Genomic DNA, 19,797 nt, shown 5'->3' on the forward strand with positions numbered 1-19,797 from the left:
ATCAGTCATTGCTCCGGAAACGGAACGAATCCGCGAAGATCTGCACCTTGTTGCCGGGCGCCGCGAAGATTTCCCGGATGACGGCGGAGGGGCGCTGCGCGTAGGCCCGCTCGATCTCCTCCACCCACTGGTCGAGCACCGGCACCGCCGGCCGGTACTGGTGCCCGGCGCTCTCGGACGTGACCAGGGCGGCGGCGAGAAAGGCATCCAGCGCCTCCTGCACCACCAGCTCGCTGCCGCGCAGCTCGCGGATCAGCTCGTCGCGCGACCACACGCGGTTGGGATCCCGACGCAGGAGCATCAGGAGTTCCAGAGCCCAGACCGAACGGATCGAGCTGCGGAGAAGGGTGAGCGCATCGTCGGACAACACCATAAAGCAGAACCTGACCTGTTTTTCTCACCAACCCTCCCCGCCAGGGGGAGGGAGCCGTCACCCCGCCTGGGACAGGGCGGCGGCGGAATCGAGCGCGCGCCGCAGGGCGCGGGCGAGGTCGGCGTCGCGGTAGGGCTTCGCCAGCGTCTCGGCGGCGGCCAGCTCGGGGTCGAGCGGCGCCGTCGAGCCGTTGGCGTAGCCCGACGCGAACAGCACGCGCAGCGCGGGATGGCGGCGCAGCCCTTCGCGCGCCAGCTCGCGGCCGTTCATGCCGCCGGGCATGACGATGTCGGTGAACAGCAGATCGACCGCCGAGCCGCCGCCCGCGGCGGCGTCGAGCACCGCCAGCGCGGCGGCCCCTCCGTCGGCCTCCAACACCCGGTAGCCCAGCGCCGTCACCGCCTGCACCGCCACCGCGCGCACGTCGGCGTCGTCGTCCACCACCAGCACGGTCTCGCCACGGCCGGCGCTCTGCTCCGCCGCGTCGCCGTCCGGCTCGCCGGACGGGCGGGCCACCTCCACCGCGCGCGGCAGGTAGAGGCGGAAGGTGGTGCCGGCGCCGGGCGCGCTGTCGATACCGATCAGCCCGCCCGACTGCTTGACGAAGCCATGGATCATGCTGAGGCCGAGGCCGGTGCCCTTGCCGGTCTCCTTGGTGGTGAAGAAGGGCTCGAAGGCCCGCTCCAGCACCTCGGGCGCCATGCCGCAGCCGCTGTCGGACACCGACAGCAGCACGTAGTCCCCGGCGGGGACGCTCATGCCGTGGGCGCAGGCCGGTTCCTGGAAGCGGGCGTTGGCGGTGTGGATGCGCAGGTGCCCGCCCTCGCACATGGCGTCGCGCGCGTTGATGACGAGGTTCAGCAGCGCCGATTCCGCCTGCGAGCGGTCCACGGTGGCGGTCCACAGCGGCTCGGGCGGCGGCTCGATGACGATCTCGATGTCGCGGCCCAGCGTGCGCTCCATCAGCTCGCCCATGCCGGCGACCAGCGCGTCGAGATCGACCGGCTCTGGGTGGAGCTGCTGGCGCCGCGCGAAGGTCAGCAGCCGGCGCGTCATGTCGGAGCAGCGCAGCGCCGCCTGGAGCGCCATGTCGGCGCGCCGCGCGGTCTTGGCGTCGTCCGCCAGCACCGGGGCCAGCCGCTCCAGGCTGCCGATCACCACCATCAGCATGTTGTTGAAGTCGTGGGCGATGCCGCCGGTGAGCTGGCCGACCATCTCCATCTTCTGGGAGTGGGCGAGCTGCTGCTGCGCCTGCCGGGTCTCGGTGACGTCGAGGATGGTGCCGAACAGCTCGCGCGGCGCCCCGGCCTCGTCGCGGACGACGACGGTCTGGTCGAGCAGGTGGCGCACCGACCCGTTCGGACAGAGCCAGCGGTATTCCACCGTCGACAGGCCAGCGTCGCGGATCGAGGCGAGCTGCTTGAGCACGCGCGGCCGGTCATCCGGGTGCAGATGCTCCTCCCAGAAGCCGCTGCTCTCGACGAAGCGTTCGGCGGGATGGCCCAGCACCGCCTCGACGTTGTCGGAGACGTAGCGGAAGGGCAGCCCCGGCGTCAGGTCGGCGGTGTAGAGCACGATGGGGAGCTGGCGCAGGATCAGCGCCTGGCGCTCCTCCGAACGGCGGAGCGCCTGCTCGGCGTGCAGCTTCTCGCGGCGGACCCGTTCGTTCTCGTCGAGCAGCTTCTGCTTGGCGGCAACCTCGCGGCGGACCTCCTCGCTCTTGCGGTAGAGATCGACGAAGACGGCGACCTTGCATTTCAGGACATGCGGATCGACCGGCTTGAACATGTAGTCCACCGCCCCGGTCGAATAGCCGCGGAAGATGTGGACCTCGTCCTTGTTGATGGCGGTCAGGAAAATGATCGGGATGTGGCGCGACCGCTCGCGCTTGCGGATCATCTCGGCCGTCTCGTAGCCGTCCATGCCCGGCATGTGGACGTCGAGCAGGATCAGCGCGAAGTCCTGACGCAGCAGATGCTTCAGCGCCTCCTCGCCCGACTTGGCGAGGACGAGCTGCGCGCCCAGCTCCTCCAGCGTCTCGCGCACGGCGAACAGGTTCCGGGAATCGTCGTCCACGATCAGGATGGCGACGTCCGGCTTGCGCGGTTCCGGTTGCGGGTCGCTGCTCATGCCCCGGCTCTCCCACACGGCGCGCGGCCCGGCGACGGTCGGCGGCGCCGGGTCGAGCGGCACCAGACCCTGGCGGGGGACGACGAAGGGGGCGATTCCCCCCTGGGCCCGCCGCGGGATGCCCCGTGCCGGCCCGCGCGCCGCAAGACGGATCCTCCGTCTGTTCATGCCGGCAGCCCCCGCAGCACCGTCCGCGTTCCCTTCGCGGTCCAGATGCGCAGCAGCGACAGCAGATGGTCGATGTCCACCGGCTTGGCGATGTAGTCGGTCGCCCCCGCCTCGATGCATTTCTCGCGGTCGCCCTTCATCGCCTTGGCGGTGACGGCGATCATCGGCAGATGGCGCAGCGACTCGATCCCGCGGATCTCCCGCATGGTCTGGTAGCCGTCCATCTCCGGCATCATGATGTCGACCAGGGCGACGTCGATGTCGGGATTCTGCTTCAGCAGTTCGATGCCCTCGCGCCCGCTTTCGGCGTGCAGAACCTGGATGGCGTGCGCCTCCATCACGCTGGCCAGCGAGAAGATGTTGCGGATGTCGTCGTCGATGACCAGCACCCGCTTGCCGGCCAGCGCCGGGTCGTGCTGGCGCAGGTCGAGGATGGCGCGCTGCTTCTCGTCGGGCAGGCGGTCGACGGCGCGGTGCAGGAAGAGTGCTGTGTCGTCGAGCAGGTCGGCCGGCGAGCGCGCGCTCTTCAGCACGACCGTTTCGGCCAGCCGGCGCAGCCGCGCCTCGTCGTCCGGGGCGATGTCGGTGGAGGCGTAGACCACCACCGGCATCCAGGCGAGCGACTCGCGGGTGCGCAGCCATTCGATCAGCTCGAAATCGGCCGCGAGCGGGGTGGACAGGTCCAGCACCATGCAGTCGAAGCGGTCGACGTTGAGCACCGCCATGGCGGCCTCGGTCGAAGTGACGGTCCGCGATTCGACGTCGCCGTTGCCGATCAGGGCGGCGATGCCGAGCGGGGTACGGCCCTCCCCGCTCTCCTTCTCGACCACCAGCAGCTTGCGGTGCGGCTCCTCCTTGAAGGTCTTCACGCGGTTCAGCGCCGCGAAGATCGCCTCGCGCTCCACCGGCTTCTCCGAATAGTCGAAGGCGCCCATCGACAGGCCGCGCCGCCGCTCGTCCTTGGCCGAGATGACGTGGACCGGGATGTGGCGTGTCTGCGGGTCGCGCTTGAGCAGGTCGAGCAGCGCCCAGCCGTCCATGTCCGGCAGCCCGATGTCGAGCAGGATGGCGTCGGGGCGGTATTTGCGGGCGAAGGGCAGCGCCGCGCCGCCGGTCGCCGACACCACGGTGCGGAAGCCGCGCTCGCGCGCCAGATCGATCAGGATCGAGGCGAACTTCGAATCGTCCTCGACGATCATCACCACCGGGTCGCCGGGGCGGATGCGCTCGCGGTCGTCGGAGGTCGGGTGCGGCTGGAGAAGGGCCAGCCCCTCCTCCGAGCCGGTGGTGACGATGGGGCGGGTGGCGAGGTCGGCGCGCTTGGGCAGCAGGCCGCCGGACGGCCCGCCCGACTGGCCGCTCAACTGGGCGGCGTCGCTGGCGAGGTCGAAGGTCAGCGGCACGTAGAGGGTGAAGGCGCTGCCCTTGCCCGGCACGCTGACGACGCGGATCTCGCCGCCGAGCAGGCGGGCGATCTCGCGGCTGATCGACAGGCCGAGCCCGGTGCCGCCGTATTTGCGGCTGGTGGTGCCGTCGGCCTGCTGGAACGCCTCGAAGATGATGCGCTGCTTGTCGTCGGCGATGCCGATGCCGGTGTCGATCACCGTGAAGGCGAGCACCGAGCTGGCCGCGCTCAGCACCGCGTGGCCGGCACTCCAGCCCTCCGTCGCCGGGGCGACGCGGAAGGTGATGCCGCCGGCGTCGGTGAACTTGAAGGCGTTGGACAGCAGGTTGTTCAGCACCTGCTCCAGCCGCTTCTCGTCGGTCTGGATGCTGACCGGCAGCTTCTCGTCCATCTCGATGGTGAAGAGCAGCTTCTTCTCCTGCGCAACCTGCGAGAAGGTGCGCTCGACATGGCCGCGCAGATCGCCCAGCACGACCTCGCCGATCTCCAGCGTGACGGTGCCAGATTCGATCTTCGACAGATCGAGGATGTCGTTGATCAGGCCGAGCAGGTCGGAACCGGCGGCGTGGATGGTGTGGGCGAACTCGACCTGACGCGCCGACAGGTTGGTGTCGGGGTTGTCGGCCAGCAGCTTCGACAGGATCAAGAGGCTGTTCAGCGGCGTGCGCAGCTCATGGCTCATGTTGGCGAGGAACTGCGACTTGTACTTGGAGGTGAGGGAGAGCTGTTCGGCCTTCTCCTCCAGCGCCGCCTTGGCCAGCACGACCTCGCGGTTCTTGCGCTCGACCTCGACGTTCTGCTGTTCGAGCTGCTCGGCCTTCTCCTCCAGCGCCTCGTTGGTCTGGCGCAGCTTCTCCTGCTGGGCCTTGAGCAGCTCCTCGGACTTGCGCAGCGAGGCGGCCTGCTGTTCCAGCCGCTCGTTGGTGGTCTTCAGCTCCTCCTGCTGGCTCTGGAGTTCCGTCGTCAGGCGCTGCGACTGCTTGAGCAGCCCTTCCGTGCGCATGTTGGCGGCGATGGTGTTGAGCACGATGCCGATGCTCTCGGTCAGCTGCTCCAGGAAGGACTGGTGGGTCTCGCTGAAGCGGCCGAAGGAGGCCAGCTCGATCACCGCCTTGACCTCGTCCTCGAACAGCACCGGCAGGACGATGATGTTCAGCGGCGGCGCCTCGCCCAGCCCGGAGCTGATCGACACGTAGTCGCGCGGCACGTTGGTCAGCAGGATGCGCTTCTTCTCGTAGGCGCACTGCCCGACCAGCCCTTCCTTCAGGCCGAAGCGGTTGGCGAGGTTCTTGCGCTCCTTCAGGGCGTAGCTGGCGACCAGCTCCAGCATCGCCTCGTCCTTCTCGCGGCCGGCGACGTAGAAGACGCCATGCTGGGCGTTCACCAGCGGGGCGATCTCCGACAGGATCATGTTGGAGACGGTGACGAGATCGCGCTCGCCCTGCAACATGCGGGTGAACTTCGCGAGGTTGGTTTTCAGCCAATCCTGTTCCGCGTTCTTCAGCGTGGTGTCGCGAAGATTGCGGATCATCTCGTTGATGTTGTCCTTGAGCGCCGCGACCTCGCCCATCGCCTCGACGGTGATGGAGCGGGTCAGGTCGCCCTTGGTCACGGCGGTCGCCACCTCGGCGATGGCGCGGACCTGGGTGGTCAGGTTGGCGGCGAGCTGGTTCACGTTCTCCGTCAGGTCCTTCCACAGGCCGGCCGCACCCGGCACGCGGGCCTGACCGCCCAGCTTGCCCTCGATGCCGACCTCGCGGGCCACGTTGGTCACCTGATCGGCGAAGGTCGCCAGCGTCTCGATCATGCCGTTGATGGTGTTGGCCAGCGCCGCGATCTCGCCCTTGGCGTCCACCGCCAGCTTGCGCTTGAGGTCGCCGTCGGCGACCGCGGTGACGACGCTGGCGATGCCGCGCACCTGGTTGGTCAGGTTGGCCGCCATCATGTTCACGTTGTCGGTCAGATCCTTCCAGGTGCCGCCGACGCCCTCGACCTTCGCCTGACCGCCCAGCTTGCCCTCGGAGCCCACCTCGCGCGCCACGCGCGTCACTTCCGAGGCGAAGCTGTTGAGCTGGTCCACCATGGTGTTGATGGTGTTCTTCAGCTCAAGAATCTCGCCGCGCACGTCCACGGTGATCTTCTTCGACAGGTCGCCCTTGGCGACGGCGGTCGTCACCTCGGCGATGTTGCGGACCTGCCCGGTCAGGTTGGCCGCCATCATGTTCACGTTGTCGGTCAGGTCCTTCCAGGTGCCGGCCACCCCCTTCACCTGCGCCTGCCCGCCCAGCTTGCCCTCGATGCCGACCTCGCGCGCCACGCGCGCCACTTCCGAGGCGAAGCTGTTGAGCTGGTCCACCATGGTGTTGATGGTGGATTTGAGTTCGAGGATTTCGCCCTTCACGTCCACGGTGATCTTCTTGGACAGGTCGCCGTTGGCGACGGCGGTCGTCACTTCGGCGATGTTGCGGACCTGCCCGGTCAGGTTGGTCGCCATCGCGTTCACGTTGTCGGTCAAATCCTTCCAGGTGCCCGCGACGCCCTTCACCTGGGCCTGACCGCCCAGCTTGCCCTCGGAACCCACCTCGCGGGCGACGCGCGTCACTTCCGAGGCGAAGCTGTTCAGCTGGTCCACCATGGTGTTGATGGTGGACTTCAGTTCGAGGATCTCGCCCTTCACGTCCACGGTGATCTTCTTCGACAGGTCGCCGTTGGCGACGGCCGTCGTCACCTCGGCGATGTTGCGCACCTGCCCGGTCAGGTTGGTCGCCATCGCGTTCACGCTGTCGGTCAGGTCCTTCCACGTCCCGCCGACGCCCTTCACCTGGGCCTGCCCGCCCAGCTTGCCCTCGGAGCCCACCTCGCGCGCCACGCGCGTCACTTCCGAGGCGAAGCTGTTCAGCTGGTCCACCATCGTGTTGATGGTGTTCTTCAACTCAAGAATTTCGCCCTTCACCGGCACGGTGATCTTCTTGGACAAATCGCCGTTCGCGACCGCCGTCGTCACGTCGGCGATGTTGCGCACCTGCCCGGTCAGGTTGGCCGCCATCAAATTCACGCTGTCGGTCAGGTCCTTCCAGGTGCCGCCGACACCCTCGACCTTCGCCTGACCGCCCAGCTTGCCTTCGGAGCCCACCTCGCGCGCCACGCGCGTCACTTCCGAGGCGAAGCTGTTGAGCTGGTCCACCATCGTGTTGATCGTGGATTTGAGTTCGAGGATCTCGCCCTTCACGTCCACCGTGATCTTCTTCGACAAATCACCGTTCGCGACCGCCGTCGTCACGTCGGCGATGTTGCGGACCTGCCCGGTCAGGTTGGCCGCCATCATGTTCACGCTGTCGGTCAGGTCCTTCCAGGTGCCGCCAACGCCCTCGACCCGCGCCTGGCCACCCAGCTTGCCCTCGGAGCCCACCTCGCGGGCCACGCGCGTCACTTCCGAGGCGAAGCTGTTGAGCTGGTCCACCATGGTGTTGATCGTGGATTTGAGTTCGAGGATCTCGCCCTTCACGTCCACCGTGATCTTCTTCGACAGATCGCCCTTCGCGACCGCCGTCGTCACGTCGGCGATGTTGCGCACCTGCCCGGTCAGGTTGGCCGCCATCATGTTCACGTTGTCGGTCAGGTCCTTCCAGGTGCCGCCGACGCCTTCCACCCGCGCCTGACCGCCCAGCTTGCCTTCGGAGCCCACCTCGCGCGCCACGCGCGTCACTTCCGAGGCGAAGCTGTTGAGCTGGTCCACCATCGTGTTGATCGTGGACTTGAGTTCGAGGATCTCGCCCTTCACGTCCACCGTGATCTTCTTCGACAGATCGCCCTTCGCGACCGCCGTCGTCACCTCGGCGATGTTGCGCACCTGCCCGGTCAGGTTGGCCGCCATCATGTTCACGTTGTCGGTCAGGTCCTTCCAGGTGCCGCCGACGCCCTTCACATGGGCCTGCCCGCCCAGCTTGCCCTCGATGCCGACCTCGCGGGCGACTCGGGTCAACTCCGAGGTGACGGAGACGAGCTGCTCCACCATGGTGTTGACGTTGCGCGCGGTGCGCAGGAACTCGCCCTGGAGCGGCCGGCCCTCGATCTCCAGCGCCATGGTCTTGGACAGGTCGCCCTTGGCGACGGCGCCGATCACGCGCGCGATCTCGGTGGTCGGCTGGATCATGTCGCCGACCAGCGTGTTGATGCTGTCGACGCAGGTCTCCCAGCCGCCGGACGCGTTGGACAGCTTGGCGCGCTGGCTGATCTTGCCTTCCTTGCCGATGGCGACGCTGAGCCGGCTGACCTCCTTGGTCAGGTTCTCGTTCAGCTCGACGACGTCGTTGAAGGCGGCGGCGATCTCGCCGTCCACCCCGGTCAGGTCCATCGGCAGCCGGACCGAGAAATCACCCTTGCGGAGCTGCCGCAAGGCGAGAAGCAGCGCCTTCGGATCCAGAATCTCAGCGGTCGCCATCGTCGCCGTCATGCCGTTTCCCCATCCCGCTCGCGGCCCCGCCGGCCGCCGCCCCCATGCCCCACCCATCCACGGTCACATCCGGCGCCATCGAATTCAGCGCCGCCGAACCCCGTCAAGCAATGCGCACAACCTTCTCGCTTTGCGCAAATACCAGCCTCACCCCAACGTGAATCCATCCCGACCGAATGAGTTAGCGGGCAGTCCTACAGCCCCACACGATGAAGTAAAGGCGATTCCGGTCAACTTAGCCTTTGGTACGCACACCGACGCCCGTCATAGGATGCTTGCCTATGACCTTGGGCGGATATCCGACTGCTTGCCCGTGAGAAGGACGTGACATCCGGAAAACGGAATCCGGACCGCCCCAAACAGTCCAATTTTTCGAAAACATGTTGGAATCGCCGTGCGTTGCTCCCCCCGCCTGCCGCGCGGTAAAGTGACGCCCCATCGCCAGAACCAAGTGGACGGTCGATTCCGATGCTCACCCCCAGCAGCCCCGTCTTCCGGCACAATTTCCATGAGCTGAGCGACCTCAACCGCATTCTCTACATGGTGGCCGTCAAACCGAAATGGGACCCCCACACCCAGTTCCTCTTCGAGGGCTGCCGCGACCTGATCGGCCAGATGTATCTGGAGGAGCGTCGCGCCCTGTACGACGCCATCCTCCGTCACAAGCCGCGCCACTGCTTCGAGATCGGCACCTTCACGGGCGGCGGCAGCACCTTCTTCCTGTCGTCGGCCTTCAAGGCGCTGGGCGCCGGACAGGTGGTGACCCTGGAGGCCGACCAGAACCTCTATCTGCTGGCGGCCTCCTTCTACGAACGCTATCTACCGGATCGGAAGCCGCACGCCAAATTCATCCACGGCAGCTCCGCCGAATTGTTCTCCCCCATCCTCGCGGAGGCCGGCGGGGCGGACTGCGTGTTTCTCGACGGCGCCTCCGACCCCGAACAGACCATGCAGCAGTTCGCGTACTTCGAGCCGCATTTCCGCCCGGGCTCGGTGCTGATGTGCCATGACTGGGACTGCGACAAGCAGGCCCTCCTGCGGCCGCACCTCGAATCGCGCGCCGACTGGCGGCTGGAGGTGCGCCTGACGGATCCCGACAGCGTCGGCTTCGTCGTCTACGTCCACGAACCGGCCTGATCCCCCTCCCACTCCCGTTCACGCAAACGTGTAGGCCCCGTGATTTGCCGGCGGCCGGCTCCGGACCTATGGTTATGGGATGACGTCCGGATTGGGAGAGGGTCGATGCTGTTCAAGTTCCCCACCGCCTCGATGGCCCGCGAGGACGAGGTGACTCCAAAAGGGTTGGTCCTGTCCCGCCGCAGCCTGATGGCCGTCGGCACCGCCGCCTTCGCCGTCGGCGGCCTGTCCGGCTGGCCGGGACTGGCGCAGGCCGCGGCCTTCCAGGCACCCACCACGGTGAAGCCGGCCGACGGCAAGCTGGATGCGGCCACGCCGATGAAGTCCGCCACGACCTACAACAACTATTACGAGTTCGGCACCGGCAAGAGCGACCCGGCGGACGGCGCCTCGGCGCTGCGCACCCGTCCCTGGGAGATCGTCGTCGACGGCGAGGTCGCCAAGCCGACGACCATCGGCATCGACGATCTGCTGAAATTCCCGATGGAGGAGCGTATCTACCGCCTGCGCTGCGTCGAGGGCTGGTCGATGGTGATCCCCTGGATCGGCTTCCCGCTGGCCGAGCTGTTGAAGCGGGTCGAGCCGACCGGCAACGCCAAATACGTCGCCTTCCAGACCCTGCTGGATCCGGAACGCATGTACGGCCAGAAATCCTGGGTGCTGACCTGGCCCTACGTCGAGGGGCTGCGGCTGGACGAGGCGATGCACCCGCTGACCCTGATGGCGGTCGGCATGTACGGCGAGACGATGCCCAACCAGAACGGCGCGCCGATCCGGCTGGTGGTGCCGTGGAAATACGGCTTCAAATCGATCAAGTCGGTGGTGAAGATCTCGCTGGTCAAGGACCAGCCGCCGACCGCCTGGAACCGCTCGCAGCCGCGCGAGTACGGCTTCTATTCCAACGTCAACCCGGAGGTCGACCACCCGCGCTGGAGCCAGGCGACGGAGCGCCGGGTCGGCGATTTCTCGCGCCGCAAGACGCTGATGTTCAACGGCTACGCCGACGAGGTCGCGTCGCTCTACACCGGCATGGACCTGAAGGCGAGCTTCTGAGCCTTGCGTCCCACCCCCTCAAGGTTCCCCACATGGCTCCCGACCTCCGCCAGACCGCCAACGCCGTCCTGACCGCGCACTGGGCCAAACCGATCGTCTTCGCCCTCGCCCTGGTTCCCCTGTTCTGGACGATCTGGCTGGCCTGGAGCGGCGAGCTGGGGGCCGAGCCGGTGCTGGAAAGCGTCAAGCAGAGCGGGCTGTGGGCCCTGCGCTTCCTGCTGATCGCGCTGGCGGTGACGCCGCTGCGGATGCTGACGGGGGTGGCGGCGCTGGCGCGCTTCCGCCGGATGATCGGGCTGTTCGCCTTCTTCTACGCGGCGGTCCACCTGTCGACCTACATCGGCCTCGACCAGTTCTTCGACTGGCCGGCGATCTGGAAGGACATCGTCAAGCGTCCCTACATCACCGTCGGCATGGGCGCCTTCCTGATCCTGGCGGCGCTCGCCGCCACCTCGACCAACGGCATGGTCAAGCGGCTGGGCGGCAAGCGCTGGCGGGCGCTGCACCGGGGCGTCTTCATCGCCGGGCTGGCCGGCTGCCTGCACTTCATCATGCTGGTGAAGGGCTGGCAGACGACGCCTCTGGTCTACGCCACCATCGCCACCGGGCTGCTCGCCTTCCGCCGCTGGCCGCTCCGCCTGCCCGGCCGTGGCGAGTCCCGTGTCAGAACACGGCCCGCAGGAGGCCCAGCGTCCGCAGCCGCGCCAGAGCGGCGCTTTGTGGATGGAAGCTCCCCCGCTCGTCGCAGTTGAAGCCGTGCCCGGCCGGGTAGAGATGCACGGGAACCGCCGGGTGGCGCGCCCGGACGCCCGCGGCGACCTCCGGCGGGATGGCGTGGTCCTGCTCGCCGAAATGCAGCAGGGTGGGCACCCGCGGCGTCTCGTCCAGCCGCTTGCCGATGTCGCCGCCGTAATAGCCGACCGCCGCGCGCAGCGGCAGCCGTGACGAGGCCGCCCAGGCAAGGCTGCCGCCCCAGCAATAGCCGATCAGCGCCGCGTCGCCGCCGAGATGGTCCAGCGCGGCCCGCAGGTCCGTCAGCGCGTCCTCATCGGCGATCCGGCCCTTGATGTCCCGCCCGCGCTGGATTCCGGCCTCGTCGTAGGGCAACTCGACCGCGCGCTCCGCGCGTTCGAACAGGTCGGGGGCAACCACGCTGTAGCCCTCGGCCGCGAAGCCGTCGCAGACCGAGCGGATGTGCCGGTTGATGCCGAAGATCTCCGGAGCCACGATCAGCCGGCCGATCTCCTCTCCCTTGGCCGCCGCCCGGTAAGCGCGGAATCGGTGGCCGTCCCCGGCCGGCAATTCCACCCAGCCGCCGTCGATGCCGCTCATGCTGGCCTCCCGCCTTGCCTTGTTCCGTCCCGTGTCCCGACCGCTGCCCTGGCCAGTGTCCCGACCGTCGTCCTGCCGGTTCGGGCGGTGCGATGATCCGCCAGGATCACCGAAAGGAATTTTCCTCGCAACCGCCTAAAATACACTCTTCTGCGCGATCGATTTCCTTGGCAGCGTCAACAGGACGCGGCGCGGGACGTCACCCCGCGACCGCCCGCCGGACGATCCATCGCCCCATCGAAGAGGTGCTCCTCGTGCGCAAACGTCTTGTCTTCTGCGTGCTCGCCGCGCTGGCCGGCTTCGCTTCGGCGGCCCAGGCCGCCGACAGCTACAAGTTCAATCTCCACAACAAGTCGTCCGAATACGTCATCAACGGCTTCCGCACCTTCGAGAAGGGGGAGTGGAGCAAGAACTGGATCGATTTCACGCTGAAGCCCGGCGAGTCGGCCGAGATGGACTGGGGCAGCGACGAGGGAAACTGCGTGGTACCCTTCAAGGTCAGCTGGATCGGCTATGAGGCCGAGCAGTTCAAGGTGGACTGGTGCAAGGTCCACAACATCTACATGAAGGACAGCGGCTTCACCTTCGACTGACGCTCCCGGACGCGGATGGGCGCAGGGCGGGACCGGGCCGGCCGTCGCGGCCCCGGCTCCCGCCCTGCGCAGCACCGTCACATCACCATGTTCTGCTCGACCGCCGCGTTCTTGATCGCCTTCTGCAACTTCTCGAAGGCGCGAACCTCGATCTGGCGGACGCGCTCGCGGCTGATGCCGTATTTCTGCGAGAGATCCTCCAGCGTCGTCGGCACCTCGCGCAGGCGGCGCTCCATCAGGATGTCGCGCTCGCGGTCGTTCAGGGTCTCCATGGCGCCGCTCAGCAGCTTGCGGCGCTTGCCCAATTCCTGCTGATCGCCCAGCGTGATCTCCTGGTTGGCCGATTCATCGACCAGCCAGTCCTGCCACTCGCCCTCGCCGTCGACGCGCAACGGCGCGTTCAGCGAATGGTCGGGGCTGGCGAGGCGCCGGTTCATGTTGACGACGTCCTGCTCCGGCACGTCCAGCTTGGTGGCGATGGCGTTGACCTGCTCGGGCGACAGGTCGCCCTCCTCGATCGCCTGCATCTGGCCCTTCAGGCGGCGCAGGTTGAAGAACAGCTTCTTCTGCGCGGCGGTCGTGCCCATCTTCACCAGCGACCAGGAATGCAGGATGTATTCCTGGATCGCCGCGCGGATCCACCACATGGCGTAGGTCGCCAGCCGGAAACCGCGGTCCGGATCGAAGCGCTTGACCGCCTGCATCATGCCGACGTTGCCCTCCGAGATCAGCTCGGACAACGGCAACCCATAGCCCCGGTAGCCCATGGCGATCTTGGCGACCAGCCGCAGATGGCTGGTGACGAGCTGGTGGGCGGCGCCGGAATCCTCATGCTGCTGCCAGCGCTTGGCCAGCATGTATTCCTTCTGGGGCTCCAGCATCGGGAACTTGCGGATTTCCTGGAGATAGCGGGAGAGATTGCTCTCGGCCCCGATCGCCGGAACGCTGGATGCTGTCGCCATGTCCTTTTCCCCTTTCCTGCGGCCCCCGCGCGCAAGGCTGCGCGGGGGGCCGTTCTTGTCTCTGCGCGGGCTTCGGCCCCTCGTCGGAGCGGGCGTCGAAGCCTGCCATGGCCCCGACTCTAAACCAGGCGACCACCCCCCGCGCATTAATTTAAACCGATTCTAGGATGACAATCAGTTCATGGAAGTCGGCGGGCATCGGCGCGTGGAAGGTCATCGTCTCCTCGCGCGACGGGTGCCGGAAGGTCAGCGCGGTGGCGTGCAGGGCCTGCCGTGGAAACTCAACAAGGGCCCGGCGCGCCGGTTCCGGCAGGGTCGAGGCGTGCTTCCCCCCCGGACGCGACGAGCGGCCCCGGCCATAGAGCGGATCGCCGACCAGCGGGTGGCCGATGTGGGCCATATGGACGCGGATCTGGTGGGTGCGGCCGGTTTCCAGCACGCATTCGACCAGGGCGGCGGCCTGCCCGAAGCTCTTCAGCACGCGGTAGCGGGTGGCGGCGTGCTTGCCGCCATGCTCGACCACCGCCATCTTCTTGCGGTCGGCGGAACTGCGTCCGATGGCGCCCTCGATCCGTCCCTGCCTCGGATTCGGCACGCCCCAGACCAGCGCGTGGTAGGTGCGGCTGAGCGAACGGTCGCTGAACTGCTCGGTCAGGCCATGGTGGGCGCGGTCGTTCTTGGCGACCACCATCAGGCCGCTGGTGTCCTTGTCCAGCCGGTGGACGATGCCGGGCCGCCGCACGCCGCCGATGCCCGACAGGCTGTCGCCGCAATGGGCGAGCAGCGCGTTCACCAGCGTGTTGTCGGGGTTGCCGGCGGCGGGATGAACCACCAGACCGGCCGGCTTGTCGATCACCAGCACGTCCTCGTCCTCGAACAGCACGTCCAGGGGGATGTCCTGGGCCTCCGGCTGCGCAGCCTCAGCTTCGGGGATGAAAACGTCGAAAGTTTGGCCGGGTTTGACCCTCATGGACGGGTCCGTTATCGTCCGCCCGGCCACGCTCACCCGTCCCTGCTCCAGCAGGGCCTGCACACGCGAACGCGAGAGGTCGGGCAGCCCGGCGGCCAGCGCCTTGTCCAGCCGCTCGCCGGCCGCCGTCACGGGAACCGTGTAGGCGAGCGGTGCCTGCTGGACGCTGTCGCCGGACTCGGGCATCGTTCCGGGCATCGTTCGGCCGTCTTTCATCGCGTGTTCGCCAGTTTTCTCTTGTCGTCTCATTTGTCCGGGAGTGGACCCCAAACCGTGCAGATCCTCAAGGCACTCGTCGTCATCATGGGCGTTCTGATCATCGCCGGCTTCACCTTCCTCGGGGTGGAGCTGTACAAACGCGCGACCGATCCCAACCGCGCCGCCCAGCAGGCCGCCGATTCCGACCGTGCGCCGCCCGGCCGCGAATCCGCCGACGTCACGCTGGACGTGCCCGCCGGGTCGCGCATCGGCGAGATCGTGGTGGTCAACAACCGCGTCCTGTTCAAGGTCACCCTGCCCCAGGGGCTGGATCGGCTGTACGTGATGGATCCGCGCAACGGCGCCGTCACCGCGACCGTCACCGCCGGCAAGCCCGCCCCCTGACCCCTTCCCAGACCCGGACCCTCGACCATGCATGATTTCCGCAGCGACAATGTGGCGGGCGCGGCGCCGGAGGTGATGACGGCCCTGGCCGCCGCCTCGACCGGCTCGGCCAGCCCCTACGGCGACGACCCGTTGACCCGCCGGCTGACCGAGCGCCTGTCGGCGCTGTTCGAGACCCCGGTGGCGGTGTTCCCGGTGGCGACCGGAACGGCGGCCAACGCCCTGGCGCTGTCGGCGCTGGTGCCCCCCTTCGGCGCGGTCTATTGCCACGAGGAGGCGCACATCACGGTGGACGAATGCGGCGCCCCCGAATTCTTCACCGGCGGCGCCAAGCTGGTGCCCCTGCCGGGCGCCGGCGGCAAGCTGACGCCGGAGGCGGTGGCGCGGGCGGTGGCGCGGGCCGGCGTCAACGTCGTCCACCGGGTGCAGCCGGCGGCGCTCAGCCTGACCCAGGCGACCGAGGCCGGCACCGTCTACAGCCCGGCCGAGGTCGGGGCGCTGGTCGATGTGGCGCACGCCAACGGCATGGCGGTCCACATGGACGGGGCGCGCTTCGCCAACGCGGTGGCCCATCTGGGCTGCGCGCCGGCCGACGTGACGTGGCGGGCCGGGGTGGACGTGCTGGCGCTGGGCGGCACCAAGGGCGGCTGCCTGGCGGCCGAGGCGGTGGTCTTCTTCAATCCGGCGATGGCCGAGGATTTCGGCTACGCCCGCAAGCGCGGCGGCCATCTGGTGTCGAAGACGCGCTTCCTGTCGGCGCAGCTCGACGCGTGGCTGGCCGACGGCCTGTGGCTGCGCCTCGCCCATCACGCCAACGCCATGGCCGCGCGCCTGGCAAGGGGGCTGGCCGGTGTTCCCGAGGTCACGCTGGAGCATCCGGTGGAGGCGAACGAACTGTTCGTGCGCCTGCCGGAAAAGACCATCCGGGCGCTGGAGACGGAAGGTTTCGCATTCTACCGTTGGGACGACGGATTGGTGCGCCTGGTGACCTCTTTCGACACGCCGGCGGCCGCGGTGGACGCTTTTCTAAAAATCGTATCGGCGACGAAAGAAAGTGCTTGATCACTTCGTCAGGGTTCGCTAAAAACCCGCCCACGCCAACGACGTCCCCTTCGTCTAGAGGCCTAGGACACCGCCCTCTCACGGCGGTAACAGGGGTTCGAATCCCCTAGGGGACGCCAACCGCGTCAATGACTTAAGCCCCGCCTCGTGCGGGGCTTAGTCGTTTTGAAGGGTATTTTGAGCGGTATCGAGCCGCATAGCTCTGGGAAATGACTGGATAGGAGGGGAAGCGCCGGGAAGCGCTTCATGCCCCCTCCCCTTCCGCTCGATGATCCGCTTCCCGCGCCCGCCTCCAGGCGGCGGCGGCCTCGAAGCTGATCCGCACCTCGGACCCGATCCGCATCAGCACCGGCCCCTTCCCGGCCTTCTGGAGCCGGTAGAATGTCGGTGTGCTAGAGTCTGTCTGATTTAAGTAGAATCGTATCCTGCATGTCGGATATATGCGGCGCACTCGTGAGGCTGGAAGTGCTCCAGCAGGTTTCCGATGCGCCGCCATACGGCTTCGATCGTCCTTTCCTCGGCTTTCCGGACCAAGGTTTTGAGCTTTGCGAACATTGTGCATCGGCCTGCAACACTGGGCCAGTTTCAGGGGTGATCGGCGTCCAATAACCAGCCACCCCTGATCTGGCAGACTACGACCCTGGGTTTGGACGACAGGGTGGCGGACAGGGATGTTGACGGTGGAGACGATCGCACGGATACGACGCGAGCACGCGAAGGGGAAAAGCATCCGGGCCATTGCCCGGTCGCTGAAGGTGTCGCGGGAGACGGTGACGAAATACCCGCGCTCGGGCGAGACGGCGCCGCGCTACGAACGCCAGCACCAGCCGCTTCCGAAGTTGGCCGGGTTCCAGGAGGAGCTGGAACGGCTGATCACGGAGAACGAGCGGCGGCCGGTGCGTGACCGGCTCGACTACCTGGGGCTCTTCGGACGGCTGAAGGATGCCGGGTTCCAGGGCGGCTACGACACGGTGCGGCGCTACATCAAGCGCTTCAAGCAGCGCCAGCCGCCGAGTGGGCCGGTGAACGCCTACGTTCCGCTCACCTTCGCCCCGGCCGAGGCGTACCAGTTCGACTGGGCGGAGGAGTGGATCATCCTGGACGGGGTGACAACCAAGGTGCAGGTGGCCCATGCCCGCCTGTGCCACAGCCGCATGCCGTTCGTGGCGGTCTACCCGCGCCAGACCCAGGAGATGGTGTTCGACGCCCACGCCCGTGCCGCGGCCTTCTACGGCGGCCTGTGCGAGCGCGGCATCTACGACAACATGAAGACGGCGGTGGACGCCGTATTTGTCGGCAAAGAGCGCCGCTTCAACCGCCGCTTCGCCCAGATGTGCTCGCATTACCTGGTCGAGCCGGTGGCCTGCACCCCGGCTTCGGGCTGGGAAAAGGGCCAGGTCGAGAACCAGGTCGGCACCTTGCGCCAGCGGCTGTTCACGCCGCGGCTGCGGGCCAAGACGCTGGAAGAGGTGAACGAACGCCTGCACGACGAGGTGATCGTCTGGGCCCAACAGACGTCGCATCCAGAGGATAAAAGCCGGACGGTGTGGGAGGTGTTCCAGGCGGAGCGGCCGGCGCTGATCACCGTGAGCGATCCTTTCGACGGCTTCCACGAGGCCACGCTCAGCGTCTCGAAAACCTGCCTGATCCACTTTGACCGCAACCGCTACAGCGTGGCCGCGGTCGCCGCCGGAAAGCCGGTGCAGGTCCGCGCCTACGCGACACGGATCGTGGTGTGGTTCAACGGGGCGATCGTCGCCGAGCACCCTCGAGCTTTCGGGCACGGCCACACGCGGTACAATCCGCTGCACTACCTTCCGGTTCTCGTCCGCAAGCCGGGGGCGCTGCGCAACGGGGCGCCGTTCCGGGACTGGGATTTGCCGCCAGCCCTGGCGACGGTGCGGACCCGCCTGGGCCGCGGCGACGACGCTGACCGGCAGTTCGTTGGCGTGCTCGCCGCCATCCTCACCGATGGCCTGGAGGCGGTGGAGGTCGCCTGCCGCGAGGCACTGGCGAGCGGTACGCACAGCCGGGACGTGATCCTGAACATCCTCGCCCGGCACCACGACGTCACACCGGCACCGGCCATGGCGGTGCCGACGGCGTTGACGCTGTCCATCGAGCCGGCCGCCGACTGCGGGCGCTACGACCGCCTGCGCGCGGTGCGGGAGGGCTGCCATGGAACGGCATGAGCTGATGGCGCTGATGGCCGAGCTCAGCTTGGCCGGCATGCGTGCCGCCTACGACGAGGTGATGGGCGACGGGCTGAAGCGGCAGCGCACCGTCCAGCAGATCCTGGGCGATCTGCTGGCCGCGGAGCGGGCGGAGAAGCAGGCGCGCTCGATCCGTTACCAGCTCGGCGCCGCCAAGCTGCCCCTGGCCAAGACGCTGGCCGAGTTCGACTTCACCGCCAGTCCCCTCAACGAGGGGCTGGTGCGCGACCTGCACGATGGCGGCTTTCTGGAAACCCAGCGCAACGCCGTGTTCATCGGGGGAACCGGGACCGGCAAGACGCACATGTGCATCGCCATCACGGCCAACTGCGTGCGCCGCGGCGCCCGTGCCCGGTTCTTCAACGTCATCGACCTGGTGAACCGGTTGGAGGCCGAAGCCCGAACCGGGCAGGCGGGCAAACTCGCTGACCAGTTGACCCGCGTTGATCTCGTGGTGCTGGACGAACTCGGCTACCTGCCGTTCTCACAGAGGGGCGGCCAACTGCTGTTCCACGCGCTCAGCCAGTTGTACTCGCGGACCTCGGTGTTGATCACCACCAACTTGAGCTTCGCTGAATGGCCGACGGTGTTCGCTGGCGACGCCAAGATGACCACCGCTTTGCTCGACCGGCTGACGCATCACTGCGACATCCTGGAAACCGGCAACGAGAGCTGGCGGTTCAAGAACCGCTCCTGATCCAAAGCCTTCCCTCCGTCCGTTGCCCAGGGGGCCCACAGGCCCCTCCCGTGGACTCCCTGGACAACAGGTTCTGCAACCGCAAGCGTGGCTGGAAATTGCAAGCCGATGCCGGCTGGAAATTGGAAGCCGATTGACAGGCATGTTCGGCTTCGGGCATTCGGAGGCCCGCTGGTACTGCGCTCAGCACCGGGCCATCGGCAAGGAGTTGTGGGACAGTGTGCGGGGCAAGAGCGGGGTGGAGCGCGGCAGGCCGGGCGCAGGGATGTTCTGAAATGTGCAAGCTTTGCTTGCTCATCAAGTAGGTCCGGCCGTAGCTTCGGGGTCGGCGGGCCATTGGTTGAAAAACTGCTATTGGCGACTTTCCGTCTAGCGCCTCAGCTAACCCCGCTTAACGTCTCAGCCGGTGGAGAAGGTCATGAGTGATCGCCTTGGTGAAGATCGTGACGATGAAGAGTCCGCAGATGATGTGGAGGGCGGCTTCGAAGGGGAGTTCAGCGAAGAGGATTGCCCAACATGCAATGGCTCCGGCTACGACCCGCAGGATGGCGGTCAATGTGAGGACTGTTACGGGACCGGAATTGCGGGCGAGGCAAGCCGATGACCACTGGCGGTACGGCCGTGTGATGTGCTGTCGGTTAGGGAA

15 protein-coding genes and 1 tRNA gene are annotated in these 19,797 nt (G+C 67.3%); 10 read left to right on the forward strand and 6 right to left on the reverse strand.

Features of this window, described 5'->3' with window-relative positions; genetic code table 11:
- Position 1 precedes the first annotated feature (1 nt).
- The 3 genes from JN22_RS01535 to JN22_RS01545 all read right to left on the reverse strand — a co-directional run bounded on the left by JN22_RS01535 (position 2) and on the right by JN22_RS01545 (position 8,529).
- The gene (locus tag JN22_RS01535) at positions 2–301 is read right to left on the reverse strand and encodes a hypothetical protein (RefSeq protein ID WP_223677513.1); all 300 of its coding nucleotides are present in this window, start codon (positions 299–301) and stop codon (positions 2–4) included.
- A 129-nt stretch (positions 302–430) separates the two neighbouring features.
- Entirely contained in the window at positions 431–2,671 is a 2,241-nt protein-coding gene (locus JN22_RS01540; RefSeq protein ID WP_085552221.1) for a response regulator, read from the reverse strand.
- Positions 2,668–8,529, reverse strand: coding sequence for a HAMP domain-containing protein (locus tag JN22_RS01545; RefSeq protein WP_085552222.1), 5,862 nt, complete (start codon positions 8,527–8,529; stop codon positions 2,668–2,670). The genes JN22_RS01540 and JN22_RS01545 overlap by 4 nt, the downstream gene beginning before the upstream one ends.
- Positions 8,530–8,997: 468 nt before the next feature.
- Here JN22_RS01545 and JN22_RS01550 point away from each other — a divergent pair, with 468 nt between their 5' ends.
- From JN22_RS01550 to JN22_RS01560, 3 genes are all read left to right on the forward strand, one after another.
- Positions 8,998–9,666, forward strand: a complete 669-nt coding sequence (locus JN22_RS01550; RefSeq protein WP_085552223.1) for an O-methyltransferase — start codon at positions 8,998–9,000, stop codon at positions 9,664–9,666.
- 105 nt (positions 9,667–9,771) lie between these two features.
- Positions 9,772–10,719 (forward strand): protein-methionine-sulfoxide reductase catalytic subunit MsrP, encoded by a 948-nt coding sequence (gene msrP, locus JN22_RS01555; protein ID WP_085552224.1) that lies wholly within the window; start codon positions 9,772–9,774, stop codon positions 10,717–10,719.
- Positions 10,720–10,751: 32 nt separating this feature from the next.
- A complete protein-coding gene (locus tag JN22_RS01560) occupies positions 10,752–11,471 on the forward strand; it encodes a protein-methionine-sulfoxide reductase heme-binding subunit MsrQ (RefSeq protein ID WP_085552225.1) in 720 nt (239 codons plus the stop codon).
- Here the strand turns inward: JN22_RS01560 and JN22_RS01565 are convergent.
- Positions 11,383–12,051 (reverse strand): dienelactone hydrolase family protein, encoded by a 669-nt coding sequence (locus JN22_RS01565; protein ID WP_085552226.1) that lies wholly within the window; start codon positions 12,049–12,051, stop codon positions 11,383–11,385. The two genes, JN22_RS01560 and JN22_RS01565, sit on opposite strands and share 89 nt — an antisense overlap.
- Positions 12,052–12,305: 254 nt before the next feature.
- Between JN22_RS01565 and JN22_RS01570 the strand changes: the two genes are divergently transcribed.
- A complete protein-coding gene (locus tag JN22_RS01570; protein ID WP_211099538.1) occupies positions 12,306–12,644 on the forward strand; it encodes a hypothetical protein in 339 nt (112 codons plus the stop codon).
- 77 nt (positions 12,645–12,721) lie between these two features.
- Here JN22_RS01570 and rpoH read toward each other — a convergent pair whose 3' ends face one another.
- Complete coding sequence (gene rpoH / locus JN22_RS01575; RefSeq protein ID WP_085552227.1) at positions 12,722–13,606, reverse strand: RNA polymerase sigma factor RpoH; 885 nt, start codon at positions 13,604–13,606, stop codon at positions 12,722–12,724.
- 151 nt (positions 13,607–13,757) lie between these two features.
- Positions 13,758–14,762 (reverse strand): RluA family pseudouridine synthase, encoded by a 1,005-nt coding sequence (locus JN22_RS01580; protein WP_223677514.1) that lies wholly within the window; start codon positions 14,760–14,762, stop codon positions 13,758–13,760.
- 87 nt (positions 14,763–14,849) lie between these two features.
- Here JN22_RS01580 and JN22_RS01585 point away from each other — a divergent pair, with 87 nt between their 5' ends.
- From JN22_RS01585 to JN22_RS01610, 6 genes are all read left to right on the forward strand, one after another.
- On the forward strand, positions 14,850–15,179 hold the full coding sequence (locus tag JN22_RS01585) for a hypothetical protein (protein WP_085552229.1): 330 nt from the start codon (positions 14,850–14,852) through the stop codon (positions 15,177–15,179).
- A gap of 27 nt (positions 15,180–15,206) precedes the next feature.
- Positions 15,207–16,241, forward strand: coding sequence for a threonine aldolase family protein (locus tag JN22_RS01590; protein ID WP_085552230.1), 1,035 nt, complete (start codon positions 15,207–15,209; stop codon positions 16,239–16,241).
- Positions 16,242–16,284: 43 nt separating this feature from the next.
- Positions 16,285–16,360 (forward strand) — tRNA-Glu (locus tag JN22_RS01595).
- A 552-nt stretch (positions 16,361–16,912) separates the two neighbouring features.
- Complete coding sequence (gene istA, locus JN22_RS01600; RefSeq protein ID WP_085552231.1) at positions 16,913–18,433, forward strand: IS21 family transposase; 1,521 nt, start codon at positions 16,913–16,915, stop codon at positions 18,431–18,433.
- Positions 18,420–19,151, forward strand: a complete 732-nt coding sequence (istB, locus tag JN22_RS01605; protein ID WP_085552232.1) for an IS21-like element helper ATPase IstB — start codon at positions 18,420–18,422, stop codon at positions 19,149–19,151. The genes istA and istB overlap by 14 nt, the downstream gene beginning before the upstream one ends.
- 418 nt (positions 19,152–19,569) lie before the next feature.
- On the forward strand, positions 19,570–19,755 hold the full coding sequence (locus tag JN22_RS01610) for a hypothetical protein (RefSeq protein ID WP_143268097.1): 186 nt from the start codon (positions 19,570–19,572) through the stop codon (positions 19,753–19,755).
- Positions 19,756–19,797: the final 42 nt, after the last annotated feature.

Source organism: Azospirillum agricola (genome assembly GCF_020005195.1).
Classification (GTDB): domain Bacteria; phylum Pseudomonadota; class Alphaproteobacteria; order Azospirillales; family Azospirillaceae; genus Azospirillum; species Azospirillum agricola.

Coding starts and splice junctions, on each gene's coding strand:
- istB (WP_085552232.1), top strand. CDS start 18,420: ATGGAACGGCATGAGCTGATGGCGCTGATGGCCGAGCTCAGCTTGGCC.
- JN22_RS01540 (WP_085552221.1), bottom strand. CDS start 2,671: ATGAACAGACGGAGGATCCGTCTTGCGGCGCGCGGGCCGGCACGGGGC.
- JN22_RS01590 (WP_085552230.1), top strand. CDS start 15,207: ATGCATGATTTCCGCAGCGACAATGTGGCGGGCGCGGCGCCGGAGGTG.
- rpoH (WP_085552227.1), bottom strand. CDS start 13,606: ATGGCGACAGCATCCAGCGTTCCGGCGATCGGGGCCGAGAGCAATCTC.
- msrP (WP_085552224.1), top strand. CDS start 9,772: ATGCTGTTCAAGTTCCCCACCGCCTCGATGGCCCGCGAGGACGAGGTG.
- JN22_RS01560 (WP_085552225.1), top strand. CDS start 10,752: ATGGCTCCCGACCTCCGCCAGACCGCCAACGCCGTCCTGACCGCGCAC.
- JN22_RS01550 (WP_085552223.1), top strand. CDS start 8,998: ATGCTCACCCCCAGCAGCCCCGTCTTCCGGCACAATTTCCATGAGCTG.
- JN22_RS01565 (WP_085552226.1), bottom strand. CDS start 12,051: ATGAGCGGCATCGACGGCGGCTGGGTGGAATTGCCGGCCGGGGACGGC.
- JN22_RS01610 (WP_143268097.1), top strand. CDS start 19,570: ATGAGTGATCGCCTTGGTGAAGATCGTGACGATGAAGAGTCCGCAGAT.
- istA (WP_085552231.1), top strand. CDS start 16,913: ATGTTGACGGTGGAGACGATCGCACGGATACGACGCGAGCACGCGAAG.
- JN22_RS01580 (WP_223677514.1), bottom strand. CDS start 14,762: ATGCCCGAGTCCGGCGACAGCGTCCAGCAGGCACCGCTCGCCTACACG.
- JN22_RS01545 (WP_085552222.1), bottom strand. CDS start 8,529: ATGACGGCGACGATGGCGACCGCTGAGATTCTGGATCCGAAGGCGCTG.
- JN22_RS01535 (WP_223677513.1), bottom strand. CDS start 301: ATGCTCCTGCGTCGGGATCCCAACCGCGTGTGGTCGCGCGACGAGCTG.